This window comes from Streptomyces sp. NPDC058576, assembly GCF_042718715.1.
Taxonomy (GTDB): domain Bacteria; phylum Actinomycetota; class Actinomycetes; order Streptomycetales; family Streptomycetaceae; genus Streptomyces.
Genome location: NZ_JBHXPF010000001.1, coordinates 243915 through 262393 on the forward strand (window position 1 = coordinate 243915; position 18479 = coordinate 262393).

General features: G+C 74.7%; 1 protein-coding gene (only partly in view). It reads right to left on the reverse strand.

The window, feature by feature from the left end:
• Nucleotides 1-18479, reverse strand: the final stretch of a protein-coding gene (locus tag ACFWRV_RS01080) for a lonely Cys domain-containing protein (RefSeq protein WP_384326561.1). 21787 nt of this gene lie beyond the right edge of the window; the window shows 18479 of its 40266 coding nt (coding positions 21788-40266); its start codon lies beyond the right edge, outside the window — the gene reads right to left on this strand; it ends in the stop codon at nt 1-3.

Here is an 18479-nt window from a genome sequence, read left to right on the forward strand (position 1 = left end):
TCAGGCACGGACGTCGTTCAGTATGCGGCGGATCCGGTCGGCCAGGCTGCTGGGGGGCACCTGGTTCCGAGCGCGGAACCAGTCGTCGACCAGGTGCTCCAGCCGCTCGGGCGTCAGTGGGGCGGACTCTGACGCGGTGTCGGGACCGAGCGCCGACAGGAGGCGCAGGGCGTCCTCCAGGACGATGTGGTGCTCCTGGGCCCATGCGGCGACCACGGGGTCGGCGGGATCAGCCGGTCCGGGCAACTCCTCGCCCCCGTACGGGTGCAGAGCGTGTTCGTCGGGGAACAGTCCGTCGACAGCCACGTGCTGCCTCAGTTCCGCCTCGGTCAAGGGGGCGATCCTCCAGTAACGGCCCCAGTTGTCGACGTAGTCGAGGTCGGCCGGCTCCGGGGCACCGGCGTCCCGCAGCCGGTCGAGGACCAGTTGGCTGCCGCGCATGATCTCGTCCAGACCGTGGTGCTCCGCCTGCAGCATCTCTGCCATGAGAGCGAGCCGGACCAGCCCGAGGTCGATGTCGAGGCCCCATTCCTGGCGCATCTTCACCGCCTGGGACATCAGCCGGTGGGCCGAACCGGAGGTGGCGGCCCGGACGAGGGCGCCCCTGTCCTCCGCTTCCGCCTGCGGGACGCTGTCCATGGCGATGTCGTACCGGTGCATGCCCGGAATCCACGGGATGCCGTCGTCCGGCATCAGAGCCCGCTCGGCCTCGCTCAGAGGCGGCGAGAGGTCCTCGGCGCGCGCCCGGGTCCGCAGCTCTCGCGCGGCCCGCTCCATCCGCCGCTGTTCCTCGGGAGTTCGATCCGGTTGTCCCGACAGCTCCTGGTAGGCGGTGATCGTCCGGGACGGAGGCCTGGCGGCCCGGTACTCCTCGGTGATCACGTCGGGGTTGGGGTCGGGGCTGCCGAGCAGTTCGGAGATGACTCCGCCCCGGCCGTCAGGCGCCTGGGAGCCGATCCAGAGCATGCCCATGCGTTCTCGCGTATTGCCCGACTGCACGACGGCGAGGAGCTGGTCCCGGCCGGTGCCGACCGCGCCGTCGACGGTGGGGTCGTCCGAGCCCAGTTCTGTCCAACGGCCCGCCGCGACAGCCCGGTTCCACAGCTCGCGGGTCATCACCGCGAGCTGGGCGTCGACCGCTTCGTGGCCGCCGAGATACCGGCCGAGGCGCTGCTCGAAACGCACGGCCTCGGTCGTGTAGCGGATGCGGGCCATGACCCACTCCGGCGCCGGCCGGTCCGCCGCCCGGCGCAGCACGGACGCCGGGGCGAAGGACAGGGCGTGCACCAGCCGGTTCAGCCGCTCCTCCTCGTCGACGGCCGTAGCGCCGGGTCCTTCCGGAAGCCCGGCCAGATGGCGGTCCCCGTCCGCGACCAGCAGGGCGAGCGGTCCGCCGTCGGTGCGCTCACCGTGGAACGTCACCTCGTCCTCGGGGCCCGCCACGGCCACCGTCACACCGAGGCGGCGTGCCGTCGCCGCTGCGAGGGGCCTCATCGGCAGGGTGGTGCCGCCCTGTCGGTAGGAGGGGTCGGCGAGCAGCACCCGCAGGCGCTGCACCGGGCTGAGCGCCACCCGCGAGGCGGGGAGGCGGTCGCCGAGGAGCATGGCCTCCGTGCGCAGGGCTACGCCGAGGGAGGCGCCGGCCCGGTCGAGGAGGGCCAGCGGAAGGTCGCGGCCGCCGTCCAGCGGCGGGATGTCCAGCTCGGACACGTCGTCGTCGGTGACGGCTCCGCCCAGCCAGGCGCGGAAGTCCTCCGCCGTGTCGACGCCCGCGTCCCGTAGTCCGTCCGCGGCCACGTGACGGACCGCGAAGAGCAGGACGTCCGCGGTCCGGTCCCCCTCGCCCGGGGATTCGTGCAGCGCGAAGAGGGTGCCGTCGAGTCCGGCGGCGTACGGTCCCGTGCGGCGGTAGCCGTCGCGGGGCGCGGTCGCGTCCGGCTGCCGCGTCTCCGACGCGTCGGTCCCGCTGTGGTCGGCGGTCCCGCTGGTGTCGGCGGTGTCGTCGGTGAGTTCGACGATCCGGGGCGAGGTGCCGTCCTGCGCGTTGTAGTAGACCGGGTGGGGATAGCCGGGCATCTCCCGGAACTCGTAGTCGAGGTAGTCACGTCCGGTCCTGGGCTCCGTCGCGACCTCACGGTTGACGATGCTCAGCCCCGCGCCCGGCGGATAGAGGGCCTCCTCCTCGTCGAGCCACGCCGAGAACGGCGCCACCGGGCGGGCGGTGGAGTGCTCCACATATCCGCGCATCGCGTGTCTGTCCTGGGCGTCGCCCATCTCCTCCAGATCGCCCCGGGTGTAATTCGCGGCCCTCTCCCAGCTCTCGGTGGTGCTGCGGAACCGCGGCACGAACAGCGTGGTCGCGGTCAGCAGCGGCGAGTCCTGCGGGATCGCGCCCAGGGGCCCCGGGAGCCAGCCGCCCCAGTAGACCGGGCCGTTGAGCGGCGGCAGGATCTCCAGCGCCTCGACCGCCATGTCGACGTGCATGCTCATGTCGTCGTACAGCCGGTCGGCGACGCGGTTCACCCGGTGGCGGATCTCCTGGACGTCCGGCCCGGTCGCGTCCGGGCCCAGGTCCCGCAGATCGGACAGGGCATCGCTCAGGTCCTCGTCACGGTTCAGCAGTTCGGGCAGGCCCTGCCCGCTCTCCACAGCGTCCTCCCGGACGTACCGCCATACCCGTTGCCTGAACATCCAGCGGCCGACCGCCTCGCCGACGCGCCCGGCGGTGACGTAGGTCTTGAAGAGCTCGTGGTCCTGGCTGGTGTAGAGGAACAGGGCGGTCAGATGGCCCGGGGTCAGGGCGCGCAGGGAGGCCCGTGCGCGGTCGCCGAAGCGTTCCAGCCACTGGGCGGCCACCTCGGTCCGCCTCGCCGGCCCCTCGCCCACGGCTCCGGTCATCGCCGCGTTCATCGCCCCGACGAGGTCTCCGGGGACGTCCGTGTCGAAGCGGGAGATGAAGCGCGTTCTCAGGTCGTAGGCCTGATGGTGCGGCAGGACCGGGCCCATGCCGAAGACACCCGCGGTCATCCGGTGCAACCGGGCGCCGTCGTGGGCGAGCGCGGCGCGCTCCGCCTCCAGGCCCACACCCGCCAGGTGCGAGGCGCGCAGCACCTCGTGCAGGGACTGGGTGTCGGTCAGGATCGACCAGGACAGCACCGCCTTGCGGAAGGCCAGCAGCTCGGGCCCGCTCGCCCCGAGCGCCCGGTACGCCTGGAGCATCCACAGGGCCGGGCCGACCATGCCGCCGACGTGGCGGAAGCCGCGCGGGTCGTGCGCGACCCGGTACGCGCCCTGCCGGTTCCCGTTCGGCCGGGGCGGCCAGGGCATCGCGAGCCAGCCGGGCAGGGTCTGCTGCAGGGTGACGGGTCCTCCGTTGCCGTACGCCGCCAGGCCGAACGCCCGGACCAGCTGGGGAACCGACGGCCGGCTCTCCAGGAAGCGCGACACCGCGTCCGGCTGTCCGGTCCACTGCTGGGCCTCGGGGCCCTGGAAGAAGGCGCCGTCCGCCGCGAGCGGACCGTGTCGCTGCGCGAGGGCCTGACGGAGCCGGGAGAGGGCGTGCGCGGCGGCCTGGACGGTCTCGGGTTCGGCGGCCAGCCGCTGTGCCAGCCCCGCCTCGAACCGGAAACTGAGGTTGCGCCAGTTCCGGTCCCGGTAGAGCCGGGCGAACCGCACGGTCTCGGGTGCTCCGGCGACCCGCCACCCGGGCACCGACCAGGGCTGGGTGACGGCGGCGCCCGTGGCGGGGGCCGGGACGGCGGGGAGCACGGCGTTCGCGCCCGCCCGGGACCTCGGCGGGACCCGCAGGACGGTGGTGGGGCTCCCGTCCGCCGCCTCCAGGAGGTGGATCTCGGCCGTCGGTCCCCCGTCCTCGTCCCGGCCCGGGGTGATCGCCGTGCGACCGGTGTTGAGGTACACGTCCAGGCCGGTGAGGTCGGCGATGTCCGCGGCCCGGCGGACGGCGCGCTCCAGGCTCTCGCCCCCGGGTGCGGTGCCGGCGGCGGTGACCACGTCACACGCGAGGACGGTGATGCTGGTGAAGCCCGCGGCGGCCAGGTCCTGTCCGAGCAGACGTCCCACCGCCGCGCTGTCGGCGCCGGCGGGCAGGTCGTTCGCCCCGGCGACGGCGTAGCCTTCCGGCCCGCCGTGAGACGTCCAGAAGAAGGTGCCGGACGCTCCCGTGGCGGGGAGGGGACGCCGGTGGGCGACGCGTTCCTGGGCGGGTCCGCGGCTCCATTCCGTGTAGTGGGTCGCCTGGGGCAAGCGGCTGTAGAAGGGCTCGCGCAGCGCCCAGTCGCGCCGCGTGAAGGATGCCTTGCCGACGGTCCTGCCGTCCGCGGTGATCTCCTGGACGACGATCTGCTGGGTGGCCGGCGCGGTCCCCTGCCCCTCCCACGGGGCATTCCAGTAGTCGTGCCGGGGGTAGGCGCGGGTGGCCGTTTCCGAGGGGCCCGCGTCGACCAGGCCGGAGTCCGCGTCGGAGTCCGTTTCGGCGTACCCGTCGGCATCCGACAGTTCGACGTCCGACGGGTCGGAGCCGGAGCGGCCGAGGTCGAACACGTCGTCCACCGCGTCCTCGAACACGGCCGGTGTGTACGGCACCGGGCCGGTCCGCGGCACCTCGGAGAGGCTGTCGGGCAGCGGGGTCGTCTCCTCGGCCACCTCGTGCAGCATCGGGGGCCGCCGGTAGGACTCGACGAGTCGCCGGCTGACGACGTCGAAGCGCATGCCCGGCGGGTACAGCGCCTCCCCTTCCGACAGGTGCTTGAGGAAGGGGGCGGCGTCGCGGGCCGTGGAGTTCGCGACCTCGATCAGTCTGCGGTGCGACCGGGCGGGCACGGGCTTGTCGCTCAGCGCGAACTCGACGGCCTCCTCGCTCCTCAGCGAGGTACTGCGGAAGAACGCCACCTCGATGGCGCCGTCGCCGTACAGGGGGCCGTTCAGGGCGGGCCGCTCGATGGGCCCGGGCGCACCCCGCTCGCCCCACCAGATGGTCCGGTCGACGGGCGGCAGGATCTCCAGGGCCTCGACGACCATGTCGATGTGGAGCCTCAGCTCGTCGTGGAGCCGGTCGGCCATCAGGTCCGCGCGGCGGCGCAGCGCGGCCAGGTCGGGATGGGGGGTGTCGAGGTCGGGCAGCTCGGTGAGTTCGGCGTACAGATCCGCGAACTCCGGACGGCTGACCAGGGTGAGCGGCGGCATGTCCAGCTCCTCCTCGCGCGCCGATTCCCGCAGGTACTGCCAGCTGTGGAAACGCACCAGGTGACGGCTGACGCCCCGGCCCAGCCGCTCCCCGTTGAGCAGCGCCTTCATCAGCCGGTAGTCGTAGGAGCTGTAGAGGTACAGGGCAGTGATGTGGGCGGGCGTGAGCTGCCTGAGCGCGGCGGCGCCCCGGTCGCCGTACCGCTCCAGCCATGCGGCCATGATCTGGAGTCTGGGCGTGGGTCGGGACGGCAGCGCTCCGGCGAGCGCGGCGTCGGCCATCGTGACGAGGGCGTCGGGCACGTCCATCGTTCCGGTGAGCTCGAACGGGAAGGACATGCGGTCCTGGTAGAGCGCCTGGTGCGGCGGAACCAGGGCTGCGGGCGCCTTTCCGTCGTCCTCGCGCGGCAGCAGGCCGCTCTCCGTGAAGGCGCCCACGGTCCAGATGTGCAGCGCGGCCCCGTCACGCGCGGCGGCTCCCCGCTCGTCGGCGGCGCCCATGCCGATCAGATGGGAGGCGCGCAGCACCTCGTGCAGCGACTGGAGGTCGTAGGGAATCGTCCAGGCGGCCACGGCGGCGCGGAACGGGGAGAGCAGCTCGGACGGCAGGCCGAGTGCCGCGACCACCCTCAGCAGGTGCAGCGCGGGCCCCCGCTCGCCGCCGACCCGGCGGAAGCCGCGGCTGTCGTGCACGGCGCGGTAGGCGCTGTCTCCACCGAACCGCCCGCCGCCCTCGGCGAGCGCCTCGTGGACAGGGGTCGGCAGCCCCCGTCCGGCGTAGGCCGCGTACACGAACGCCCGCATCAGCCCGTCCAGCGCCTCCGGGCCGGGCGGTTCAGCGAGCAGCCGCTCCAGCTCGGCTGCCGGGTCGTCGGGGGTCTCGTCCGGGGCGAAGAACGCGCGTGCCGCACGCTCTTGTCCGTTACGGAGGGCGAGTTGGCCATGCAGCCCGCGCACCGCGAGCCCGGCGGCCTCGGCGAGCCGGGGGACCTCGCTCAGCGCCTCGGCGAGCGAGTCCTCCCAGTCGACGCTCGCCTGTCGCCAGGCGCGCTCCTGGTAGAACCCGGTGAACCGTGCTGTGCCCGGCGCGCCGGCCGGGCTCCAGGACGACACCGACCACGACGTGCCCCGGTCGGCGTCGAGGTCGTCGAGCTCTTCGGGGGCGGCGTCCAGCACCCGGCCCTGGACGTTGAACTGTCCGGGTGCGGGGTAGCGGTACGCGGTGCGTCCGGCGGCGGACGCACCCGGCGTCGGGACGCGGGGGCCCGTCCAGCCCGCCGGATAGGCCGTGACCCACTCCGTGGGCTGCCCGTCGGCGTCCTCCAGCAGGTGCGGCAGCCCGTCGGACACCGCCACCCGGCCGGTGGGGAGGTGGACCGGCAGTCCCGCCGCGTCGGCGATGCGTTCGGCCCGCGCCCGGGCCTCCGCCCGGCTTCGGGGCACGTCGCCGGGGCCGCAGGCGAGCACCGTCACACTGCCGAAACCGCGCGTGCCGGCCGACCGCAGCAGCCGCCCGGCGTAGGAACCGTCATCCGTCCGGCGGCCGCCGTCCTCGGTGACGAGCGCGAGCCCGTCACCGCCTCCGTGCGAGGCGAAGAAGAACGTCCCCCCTGTCGTTCCGCCTCCGGGCAGCGCCCGGTGGGTGGGGACGGGCCTGCCGTCGCCGTCGCGTTCCCACGACACGAAGCCCGTGGCGGCGGCCAGTCGGCCGTACTCCTCCTGCCGTTCCGCCCAGTCCGCGTCGTCGAACGACGCGATGCCGATCGTGCTGCCGTCCTGTCGGCGTACGGTCCGCAGCACCGGTGCGCGACGGGACGGCGTCTCCCGGGCTTCGGTCGGGGGCGCGACGCCGAAGAGTTCGTCGGGAGTGCCGGACGCCGTGCCGGTCGTGGTCGCCTCGGTGACGTCGATGCTCTCGTACGGCCGCGTACGCGGGTCGCCGGGGACGACCGTGCGGGTGGTGACGTCGAAAGAGGCGCCCGGCGGGTACAGGACCTCGGTCTCCAGCGGCAGCACCACGAACGGGCTGACCTCGCGCGCGGTCGAGTCCGACACATGGACCAGTCCGAGGTGCGTGTCGCCGGGGGCTCCCTTGCTCCGGTGCATGAAGCCGAGCGCTTCGTCCCGCTTCAGCGCCGTGCTGCGGAAGAAGGGCACGGTGATGCGGTTCTGCCCGTACACCGGTCCGTCGGACGGTGGCGCGCCCAGCGGGCCGGGCATTCCTCGGTCGCCCCACCAGACGTCTCCGAGCAGCGGGGGCAGGATCTCCAGCGCCTCGACCACCATGTCGACGTGCGAGGGAAGCTCCGCGAACACCGCGTCGGCCATCGCGTCCAGACGGCGCCTCAGGGCGGCCACCTCGGCGGTCCGCTCCTGGAGGTCGTCCACGTCCCACAGGGCATCGAACAGAGCGGTGAAACCCCGCTGCCGGCGCAGCGTCATCGGGAGCAGGTCGGCGGCTCCGACCTCCGCCATCTTGCTGGTCATCGTCCAGGCGTTGAGACGTACGAGTCGACGCCCCATACCCGCGCCGAACCGCTCGCCGTTGAGGAACGCCTTCATCAGACGGTAGTCGGCGCCGCTGTACAGGTGGATCGCCGTCAGATGGGCGGGCGACAGCCGCCGCAGCGCGTCCCGGCCCGCGTCGCCGTAGCGGTCGAGCCAGGCGAGGAGCGCCCGGTCCCGGGGGGTGTCCGGGCGCAGAGTGCCGGCGAGCGCGGCGTCGGCCAGGTGCACGAGGTCATCGGGGAGGTTCAGCCCGCTGCGCGTGATGTCAGAGCCGAACGTCATCCGCTCGGCGTACAGGGCGAGGTGCGGCGGGACCAGCCGCGCCGCGGGCCGGTCCGTCCGTCCTTCGCCGTCCGGGGAGCTCGTGATGAGCGAGCCGGCCGCCCAGGTGTGGAGTCCGGCGCCGTCGCGCAGCGCGATGTCGCGCTCCGCGGCGGTTCCCCGGCCGACCCGGTGGGAGGCGCGCAGGATCTCGTGGAGCGACTGGAGGTCGGCCGGGATCGCCCAGGCGATGAGTGCGTCGCGCAGGGCGGTCAGGCTGTCCGGTGCCGCACCGAGCGCGGCGTAGGTGCGCAGAAGCCGTAGCGCGGTGCCGTCCTCGCCGCCCACGCGGCGCATGCCGCGGCTGTCGTGCACCTCGCGGTAGGAGCTGCCCGGCGTGTAGCGCCCCTGCCGGCCGGGCGGGCGGGCCAGGGTCTCGGCCGTCTCGCGGGGCAGGCCGTGGCCCGCGTGGGCCGCGTAGGTGAAGGCGGTCATGAGCGCGGCGAGGGTGAGCGGCCCGGGCGGGGCGGTCAGCAGCCGCTCCAGCGCCGCGGCCGGGTCGCCCGGGGGCGCGTCCGGGGCCAAGAAGGCGCGCAGGGCAGCCTGCTCGCCGTGGCGCGCGGTGAGTTCGCCGGCCATGCGGGTCACCGCGTCGCGCGCTGCCTCGGTGAGCCCCGCGGCGCGGCCCGTGTGCGCGGCGAACGCGAGCTCGAAGGCCGTGCTGCGACGCTGCCACTCCCGGTCGCGGTACAGGGCGGCGAACCGGGCCGTGCCGGGCGATCCGGCAGGACGCCAGGACCGTAGGGCCCAGGCCGGGCCGGTGGCGGCTGCGGGCGCCGGTCCGGTGGCTGCGGGCGCCGCCTCGGCGGGGTCGGGCCCCGGGGTGCTGTCCTGGTCCGCCGCGGACACCGGGGTGGCGTTGATGCGGACGGCGGACGGATAGGCGATCTCCGGCCGAACGCTCTCCCCGTCGGGTTCCTGGGCACGGCGGGGCGTGCCGGCCGTGAAGTGGAACGTGCCGGTGCCGGAATCGTGCCGGGCCGAGTGGACCGGCCAGGCGGAGGGGCCGGTCTTGACCGCCCCGGCGGGCGTCCCGGTCGCGGCCCCCTGGACCGGCCGGGGCCTCCAGATGGTCCTGGTCCACTGCCCCAGCTTCTTCTCCCGCAGGGCGGTGATGCGCAGCGGATCGAACGGGTCGTCCTCGATGAGGTCCAGGGGTCCGGAGTAGCCGAAAGCGCTGCGGCCCGTGCGGTCGGTGAACGACTGGGTCCGCCGCGCGGTGCCGGCCGTGAAGCCGGCCATCGGGAAGACGACGGGGACGTCGACGCCCGCGTCGGTCACCAGCGGGGCCAGGTCGAGCAGCGCCCACAGCTCCTCGTCGGGGACGGGCAGCGGGGCGTGTCCGGGCAGGTGGATGACGATGCCGCCGTCGGCCGCCCGGGTCCCGGTCCAGATCACCAGGGACTTTCCACCCGGCTCCGTTGACCTCCACCGGGCCGGGTGGGGAAGGGTGAGGACGTCGTTGCCGGCCTTGACCCGCGCGTACCACTGGTCGCTCTCCACGCCGTTCGGGGCAGGCCGTCCGCTCCAGTTGTAGCCGGTGGGCTCCGTCCCGTCGGTGAGGATCTGCCGGAGTGCGCCCAGTTCGCGGAGGTGGTGGGCGGCGAGCTGGTGCGGGTCGGTGATGTCGATCCGGCGGGCGTGGGCCCGTACCGCCAGGAACGTCAGGTCCGCCGTCGTCGCGTCGCTCCACGCCTCCGTGTCCGCGAGGTGGAGGGCGCGGCGGCCCAGGCTCTCCTGCTGCGCCGGGTCCAGGCGGAACAGGACCAGGTCGACGCCGGCCACCATCGCCCAGAAGGCGCGGGTGATGTCCTTGGGCCGCAGCGTGACGGGTTCGGGGAGGCCCACCGCGTCGCGCACGAGGTCCTCGCCCTGGCTGCCGGAGAGTTCGTCGACGGTGTACGTCAGGGGGGTGTCCGGAAGCATCCCGGAGAGCGTGCTGTCCGGCTGCCGGCCGATCAGCTGCCGGGCGGCGTCCAGGACGTCCCGGTAGGCGTCGCGGCCCGGGGTGTCACCGCCGACGCGCCGGGCGAGGAACGTCCACAGCTCCATCCGGAACGGGGTGAACCGCCGCAGGCCGGGGTCGTTGGCGCGCAGGGTCTCCAGCGCGGCGATGCCCTTCAGCGCCCGCTCGTACCGGCCGCCCGGCACCCAGCGGTCGTCCTCCACGGCGTGGTCGAAGACCAGGCGCAGCGCGCGCACCAGCCGCAGGACGGTCGCCCGGACCTCCGGCGGCACGGTGTCCGGGTCGCCGTGCAGGTCCGCGATCACGGCCAGGCGGTCCAGTTCGGCGTCGGTCGGCTCGGGGCGGACGCGCACCACGCGGCCGACCACGCCGCCTGGGGTGTCCTCCAGTACGTAGGAGTCGTCGTCCAGCGCCGCGACCAGGGTCGGGCCTTCGACCTCCCGTCGGCCGACGTTGGCCGTGTGCTGGATGAGGGAGAGCTCGTCCAGCGGGTCCTCCACCGGCCTCACCGGGCGGCCCTCCGGCTGCGGGTCGCGGTGGTTGCCCGCCGATGCCGCGTAGCAGACCTGGAGGCCGATCCGGTGGCCGGGCGGCAGCTCGCGGACCTCGCGCAGTCCGCCGATGTACCGTCCGCCGTCGGGCGCGGCCAGCAGTACCGTCGAGCCGTCGCGCAGGACGATGGCCAGCGCGCCGGGGAAGCCGTGCCCGTAGTACGTGTAGACCGCGCGGTCCGGGGTGAACGGCTCGGTGCTGACGAGCTGGTCGCCCAGGGTGGTGGCCGCGTAGTGGATCCGCTGCCGCCGGTGGAAGAGCCCCCGCAGCATCCTCTCGCGCTGGTCCAGGTCGTCGCCGACCGACACCCTGCCGTGCCGCACGCGGCGGTCGAAGACCAGGGGCCGGGTCGCCACGTCGCTGTCGCGGAAGGTCCTGCCCTCGACCGAGGTCCACTGCCGGTCCTCGTAGGGCGCCGGTACCGCGGGCGGGTCGAAGGGCACCCAGTCGCCGTGCCAGCCGGTGGTGTCGTGGACCGTCATCGTCGGGATGCGGGCCTGGAGGGCGGAGTCGTGGCGGAGCCGCCCGTCGCCACTGGGGGCCCATACCCGTCGGCCGAGCCGGCCGGCGACCGCGCGCACCAGGTCCAGGTACTGGGCGCCGGCGTACGGGATCGCCAGGACCACCGGCACGTGGGGCGGCAGTGCGGCCAGTTCCGGATCGGCGGCCAGCTTCTCCGCGAACGCCTCCGGGGTCAGGCCCTGGGCGTCGAGGGCACGGTCGCCGACCAGATAGGCCTCGCTCCCCCAGGGTGCGGGCTCGTCCGGCTCCTGTGCGGCCTGTCCGTCCACAACCTCCCGTACCCGGTCGGTGCGCACCCGGTCGGTCCAGGCGCCCGTCAGATCGCGTCCGAGCACCTTCCCCGCGTCGTCCCGCAGCACGGTGGCCGGGTCCTGGAAGGGGTCCGTCCCCAGGTCGGCCGGGGACGGCGGCCCGAAGAAGGTCGGCTGGTCCTGGCCGGTGGCTGTGGCGGCGGCGGTGAACCGGCGGGCGGCGGCGGTCCATCGGCCCGGGGCGTTGGTCGCCGGGTCCGGCAGGGCGACGATGCCGAGCGGGGTCTGGGGGCCCGGGGCGGTGAGCGCCATCGGGGCGCTGTAGCCGTAGGCGGGGCGGCCGGTGCGCTGCGAGAACCGCTGCACGAGCTCCGGGCTCAGCGCCCCCGGTCCGGTGGTGAGGAACAGCACCGGGATGCCGAGAGAGACCGTGCGCAGCGCGGGCGCCAGGTCCAGCAGGGCCAGGAACTCGTTCTCCGGTACGGGGACGGGGGCGCGGCCGGGGAGGTGGAGGACGGGGGTGCCGGTCGGGTCGACCTCGATGACGTTGAGCAGGGGCATGGGCTTGCCGGGGCCGGCCCATGCGGGTGTGAGCTGGTGGGAGGCCGTCCCGTCGGGCCGGCGCAGGGTGCCCCAGTCGATCCCGGCGGGGGCGGTGGCGCCGGACCAGTTGACGCCCTGGATGTTGGGTCCCTGCCGGAGCAGGGACGCCGGGCCGAAGGCGCCGCTCTCCGCCAGGTGGAAGGCGGCGAGCAGGTCGTGGTCGGTGGCGTCCATGCCCTGGGCGATCGCCTTGGCCGACACCGCCCAGACGGCTTGCTGCTGGTTCCGGCCCCAGGTGGCGGCGGGGTCGAGATGGAGGACCTTGCGGCCCATGGATTCGCGGGCGGCGGGGGTCATCGGGCGGAAGAGCTGGGCGGCCCGGGCCGTGGCCCACAGGGTGGACGCGACGTGGCGCGGGGTGAAGGCCGCCTGGGGTGGCAGCGACTGCACGTGGCGGATCATCTGCTCGCCGGCGTCCGCCAGTTGCTTCAGGGTGACCTGGAGCGCGGGTGAGGGCACGGCGTCGGTGAGCCGTGCGTCGGGGTCGGCCGCGACGCGGGCGGCCGCGTGGTCGAGGAGAGCCCGGTAGCCGGCCAGGTCCGGGGCCCGGCCGGTGTGTTCGCGGACGAAGAAGTCGAACAGGTCCCTGCGGAACGGGGTGAAGGTGTTGAGGGCGGGGTCGTTGGCGCGGAGGCGTTCCAGCGCGCCGATGCCGCGGAGCGCCCGCTCGTAGCGCCCACCGGGGGTGGCCCGGTCGTCCTCGATGGCGTCGCCGAACACCGCCCGCAGGGCGCGTACCAGCCGGAGCGTCGCCTCCCGGGTCTCGGGCGGCACGTCGCCCGGGGTCCGGTGCAGTCCGGCGACGCCCGCCAGCCGGTCCAGCTCGTCGGCGAGCGGTTCGGGGCGGCGCAGCACGCGGCGGCCGTGTCCGCCGTCGGCGGCGCCCATGATGAAGCGGCGGGTGTCGTCCATGCCGGTCATCCGGGTGGAGCCGTCGGTGTCGCGGCGGGTCAGGTTGGCGACGAGCTGGTCGAGCGGGACGTCGCCCAGCGGGTCGTCGACGTGCGGGACGGGGGCGAACGACGGCTGCTGGTGGGCGGGGTCGCCGTCGGAGGAGCTCCAGCAGACCTCCAGGTGCATGCGGTGGCCGGGCGGCAGCTCGCGGACCTCGCGCAGCCCCGCGATGTACGCGGCCGCCTCGTGCTTGCCCAGCCAGACGGTCCGGCCGTCGCGGAGCGGGAGCTGCATCCGGCCGGGTTCGCCGTGGCCGGCGTAGACGTAGACGGCCGCGTCCATGGCGACCGGTTCGGAGGCCGTCTCCTGGGCCCGGGTGCCGGCGGGCGTCCAGTGGACGAGCCGTCGCATCCTGCGCAGGGCGCGGAAGTTGCGCTCGCGCCGCCGCAGCGCGTCCCCCCGGTGGACGGCGATCCGGCCGAACCGCTGGTGGTTCCCGTCGGCCAGCGGACGGGTGATGACGTCGCTGTCGCGGAACACCGTGCCGTCCAGCGCCGTCCACGTCCGGTCCTCGTGCGGTCCGGCCGTCGGCGACGGGGCGACGGACACCCAGGCCCCGACCGGTGCGTCGGGGTCGGAGTCCATCGTCACCAGGACGTGCGCGTCCCCGGTGCCGTCGGGGGCGGTCCGGCCCACACCGCTCGGCCCCCACACGGTGCGGCCCAGCCGCTCGGCCACCGTCCGGAGCGTCTCCAGGTAGCGGTCCCCGGTGTACGGGACGGCGAGGACGACGGGCACGTCCTTCGGGAGCTTCGCCAGCTCCGGGTCGGCCGCCAGCGCGTCGGCGACCGCCTCCGCGTCCAGGACCCGGCCGTCCTTCGCCCGCACCCGGCCGTCCTCGCCGTCGGCGGTGACGACGTACGCGGTGTCCGGCCAGGGGGCGGCGTCGGTCGCGACGACCTTCGGCGCGGCGCCGGGCCGGCGCTCGATGGTCCGCACCTTCCCCGGGAGGATGCGGCTGACGTTCTTCGCGGTCCAGTTGCGGCCCTGCGCGGCGCCGGACGGTCCGGTCAGCAGGGTGTCCGGCGCGAGCAGCGGATCGTTCGGCCCGGTGAACGCGCCGGTCGCCGGTGGCGGCGCGGCGGTGGTCACCGCGGCGGCGGGCGCGGTACCGACGGGGGCGAAGAAGTCCGGGCCGGCGATGGCCGTGTCCCAGGCGCGCACGCTGTGGTGCTGCGGGGTGATCGCCATCCCCGACAGCTCCAGGTCGACCCCGACCGATCCGGCGGCGGAGAGCAGCAGGAACTGCAGCGCCACCGGCAGCGGCGGTTCCGCCTGCCCGTTCGCGGTGAAGTACCCGCTGACCGCCGTGCGCAGGTCGCTCCAGCTGAGCGGGGCGGTGAAGCCGTTGGCAGCGCGGGTCCGCTCCAGCGCCCAGAAGCCGCGCAGCAGCGCCTCGAACGCGGTCGCGTCGTTCTCCAGCAGGGGGCCGTAGACCAGCCGGATCGCCCGGACCCAGCGGCGTACGTCCGGTGCCCGGCCCCGGTCGCCCGTGATCCGCTCGGCCCACCGGCCGAGTTCGGCGGTCGACGGCTCGGGGCGGAACCCGGCCCACCAGTCGCCCTCGGCCAGCTGCCAGCGCGGCCCGGCCGTCTGGTCGGCGGGGACGAGGAACGCCTCCGCGCCGCTGCCGGGGGTCCAGACCCAGCGGTCCAGGCCGTTGGCCAGTTGCTGGCCGGCCACCGGGGTGTCCAGCGGGTCGGCGGGCGGCGGGCCCGCGAGATCGGCCCCCGTCACCAGGACCGGCCGTTCCGGGGCCAGCGCGGTGAGGTCCCCGTCCACGGCGTACAGGAAGTCCACGATGCGGGGGTAGGCGAACGCCGCGTCCGTGCCGTCGGCCAGCGCGAGGAGCGCGCCGCCGGGGCCGCCGCGCAGCCCGACCAGGTACGCGTCCTCGAAGGGCAGGGCCTGGACGGGGCTTTCGAGCGGCACCGGGCCCGGCCGCAGGTAGGTGAAGCCGGTCACCTGGGGCAGCAGGCCGTAGTGCTGCCGCAGTCCGTCCTGCCAAGCGGCCAGCGGCAGGGAGGACGTGCCCACCGGAATGTTCTGCGCGTCGCGGTGCCGGATCACCATCACGCGGTCCAGGAGGACGCGGGCGCCGTCCATCGCGACCACCTCCGCGTACCACCGCATGACCGGCGGGGTCTGCGCCGGGTCGGCGAGGACGGCCAGGGCGCCGCGTGCCGCGTCGAAGAAGCCCCGGGCCTTCGCCTGTCCGCCCGGGGGGATGTTCGGCAGCAGCGCGTACGCCTCCGTCAGCGCGGCCCGCAGGGCCTGGTACGCGGGATGGCCGTCGTGCAGGGGGCGGCCCAGCGCGTACTCGCCCAGCGCCAGGGAGATGTTCCGGCTGTCCCACTCGGTCAGCGGCCTGCGGGTGGCGCCGCCCGCCTGCGGGATGCCGGCTCGCGCCGCCACCATCAGGAAGCCCGCGACGCCCTGCACCACGGGGTTGTCCACGATCCGCCGGACGGACTCGCGCAGCACGTCCTCGGGAAGCGGCGCCCGGGAGCGCAGGGCGCGCTCATAGGCGGCGCGGCCGAGGGCGGACAGTTCGGTGACGGCGCGCTGGATCTCCTCGGGCGTCATGAACTGGCCGGTGTAGCCGAAGTGCCGCAGCTCGACGAGGACCAGGGGGACGGCCAGCCGGCCGTCGTCGGTGTCCAGGACCGGGTAGTCGCCGTCGTCCATGCCGACGGCGTAGCGCTGGCTGACGGGCTCACCCTGGGACGTGCGGCCGGTGAGGACGGCGGTCCAGTGCTCGCGGGGCGTCGGCACCTCCGAGCCGGCGGTGTCGAAGAAGGCGGGATCGGCGGGCAGATGGGGCGTCAGCCGCTGCCGGAAGAAGCCCAGCAGTCGTCCCAGTTGCTCGGCGGCGTCGGCGGAGAGCTGGTCGTGGTGCTCGTTGAGGAACGCCCGGTTGCGGGGGCGCAGCGCCCGCAGGATCCGGTCCAGTGCGTTGCGTGAGGCGGCGGGCAGGAGGTTCTTGATCAGCTCCGGATCGGTGCCCGGCGGCCGGGCGTTGTCGAAGACGTCGCCGATCGGCGCGGCCACGACGTTCTGGAAGCCCAGCCATCCGTAGCCCCAGACCTCGTCGACCTCGGGGATCGCCGCGAGGAAGGGTGCGATGTGGCTCTCCACGGCCAGCGTGCCGAGGAGCTGGTTCGCGTACGTCGCGGTGAGCGACTGGCCGAAGTTGCGGGCGCCGGCGACGGCGGTCTCGAACTTGGGGACGGTGAGCCGCTGGTGGGCGATGTCCTGGAGCTCCCGGAGGCTGACCGTGGGCTGGCCGAGGGTCAGCTGCCCGTAGGCGGTCCAGTCGAATCCCTCGGGGGCGGGGTTGACCTTGGCCTTCAGCCCGGTCTCGGTGAACGTCCAGCCGCCGAGCGGGCCCAGCATCTCGGTGAGCGGGACGGCGGCCTGGCGCTCGTCCGGCAGCCGTCCGGCGGCGCGCGCCCGCTGGAGCTGGGCCATGCCCTCCTCCTGGGTCTGCCGGCGCTCGCCGGGGAGAACGGCCATGGGGTCGAGGACGAACTCGCCGATGGCGAAGTTCCTGCGGACCGGGCGCGGCTGTCCCGGAGGCACCTGCGGCTCGTTGACGTGGAGGAGGCCGTCGGCCGTCATCCAGAAGCCCCGGCTGTCGGTGACGAGCGTGATGCCGGGGCCGTGGGCGAGGACGAGCGTCGAGGTGAGGCGGCCGGGCAGGTCGAGGAAGAGGTCGCGGCGCTCCTCGACCTCCAGTCCGAGGGCGCCGTAGCCGGGCTCGGCCGGCGCGTCGAGACCGGCGTGGACCGTGGAGGAGGACGGGGCGAACTCGGGGAGGGCGTGTTCCAGGGCCTGCCCGCCGGGTCCGACGACGACGGCACGGGCGTCGGAGGCCGCGACCGTGGGCGGGAGCAAGGACACCTGCCGGCCGTGGCCGGCCGAGAGGTCCACCCACACCACACCGCCGCTGCCGCTGAGGCGGTAGACCGCCCAGGCGTGCCCAAGGGCCGCTCCCTGGCGGTGGGCCAGGACGAGGGCCACGGTGCCCGGCCCCTGGGCGGTGACCGCTCCGGCCACCGCGTCCCACGAGCGGACCCGGCCCCACCCGGGGCCCATCACCAGGGACGACTCCGTGGCAGGGAAGCCGACCGCCGTGTCGTCCACCGTCCGCGCCGGGCGCACGCCCTGCGGGAACAGCTCGGCGCGGAGCGTCGCCAGGAGCACCAGGCAGCGTTCGACCGTCAGCCCGCGCACCGGTTCCCGGCCCGTCACCCGGCGGACCAGCGCGGTGAGTCCGGCTCGGTCGAGCGGCGGTCCCACGGTGATCTGGGCCCCGGTCAGGCTGCGCGGCGTGGTGAGCGCGGTGGTGGCCGGTTCCGTGACCGTTACGGGGGTGAGCCGCGCGGCCGGCTTCGGGGAGGAGAACAGGGCGTCGCCGTACGGGGCGGTCACCAGGACGCTGGAGTTCAGGCCCTGGAGCCAGGCCTTGCGCCAGGCACCCGGCCGGCCGCTCGCGGTCTCGGGCCGTCCGATCAGCCGCAGCGGGGCGGCCGTGGCACCGGGCTGCGGGGTGGCCGTGGCACCGGGATCCGGGGTGGTCGTGGCACCGGGCTGCGGGGTGGTCGGGGCACCGGGCTGCGGGGTGGCCGTGGCACCGGGCGGGGTGGTCGGGGCCACCGTCAACGCGCCGCTGTACGACCAGCCGTTGCGGGCGGTGCGGTTGGAGAACGCCTCGGAGAGTGCGGCGGCGCGTCCCGTGCCGCTGCCCGCGCCGGAGAGCACGAACAGGACGGGGACCCCGAGGGCGACGGTGCGCAGCGGCGGGGCCAGGTCGAGGAGGGCCAGGAACTCGCGGTCGGCGACGCGGAGGGGCCGCGTGCCCGGCAGGTGGAGGACCACGAAGCCGTCGGCGTCGGTGTCGGTCCACGCCACCATGGCGTCCGCGGGTTCGCCGTCGGCGGCCCACGGCGCACGGAAGTGCTGGAGCGAGGTGCCGTCGCCCCGGGTGTCCTGCCGGCCGACGGCCCGCAGGTCGATCCCGCCGGGCGCCGGGCTGCCACTCCAGTTGAAGCCCTGGAAGCCCTCCCCGGAACGCAGTTGGTGGGCGGGGCCGAAGGCCCCCTTGGAGGCGAGGTGGAAGGCGGCCAGTGTGAAGAAGTCCGCCGGGTCGAGTCCGGCCGCGATGGCCTGGGCCGTCAGCATGTACAGGTGCTGCTTCCGCGCCGGGGCCCACTCCTCGTCGGGGAACACGTGCAGGACCCGGCGGCCCAGCTTCTCCGTGAACGCGTCGTCCCGGCCGGCCATCTGCTGGGCGGCGCCCGCCATCGCCCAGAAGGCCTGTGTCACGGCGCGTTTGGTCACCGGTACGTTCTCGGGCTGCCGCAGCACGTTCCGTACGAGCGGAGCGCCGAACTGGGTGACCTGCCGTATCGCGTGCTGGATCGCCGGGTCCCCGATGGCTTCGCCGAGGGGGGCATCCGGCTTCTGCGCCAGCAGGCCGGCGGCCAGGTCCAGGACCTTGCGGTAGTCGTCGGGGCCCGGGGTCTTTCCCCCCACCCGCTGGGCGATGAAGGTCCACAGCTCCATGCGGAAGGGGGTGAACCGGTTCAGCGCCTGGT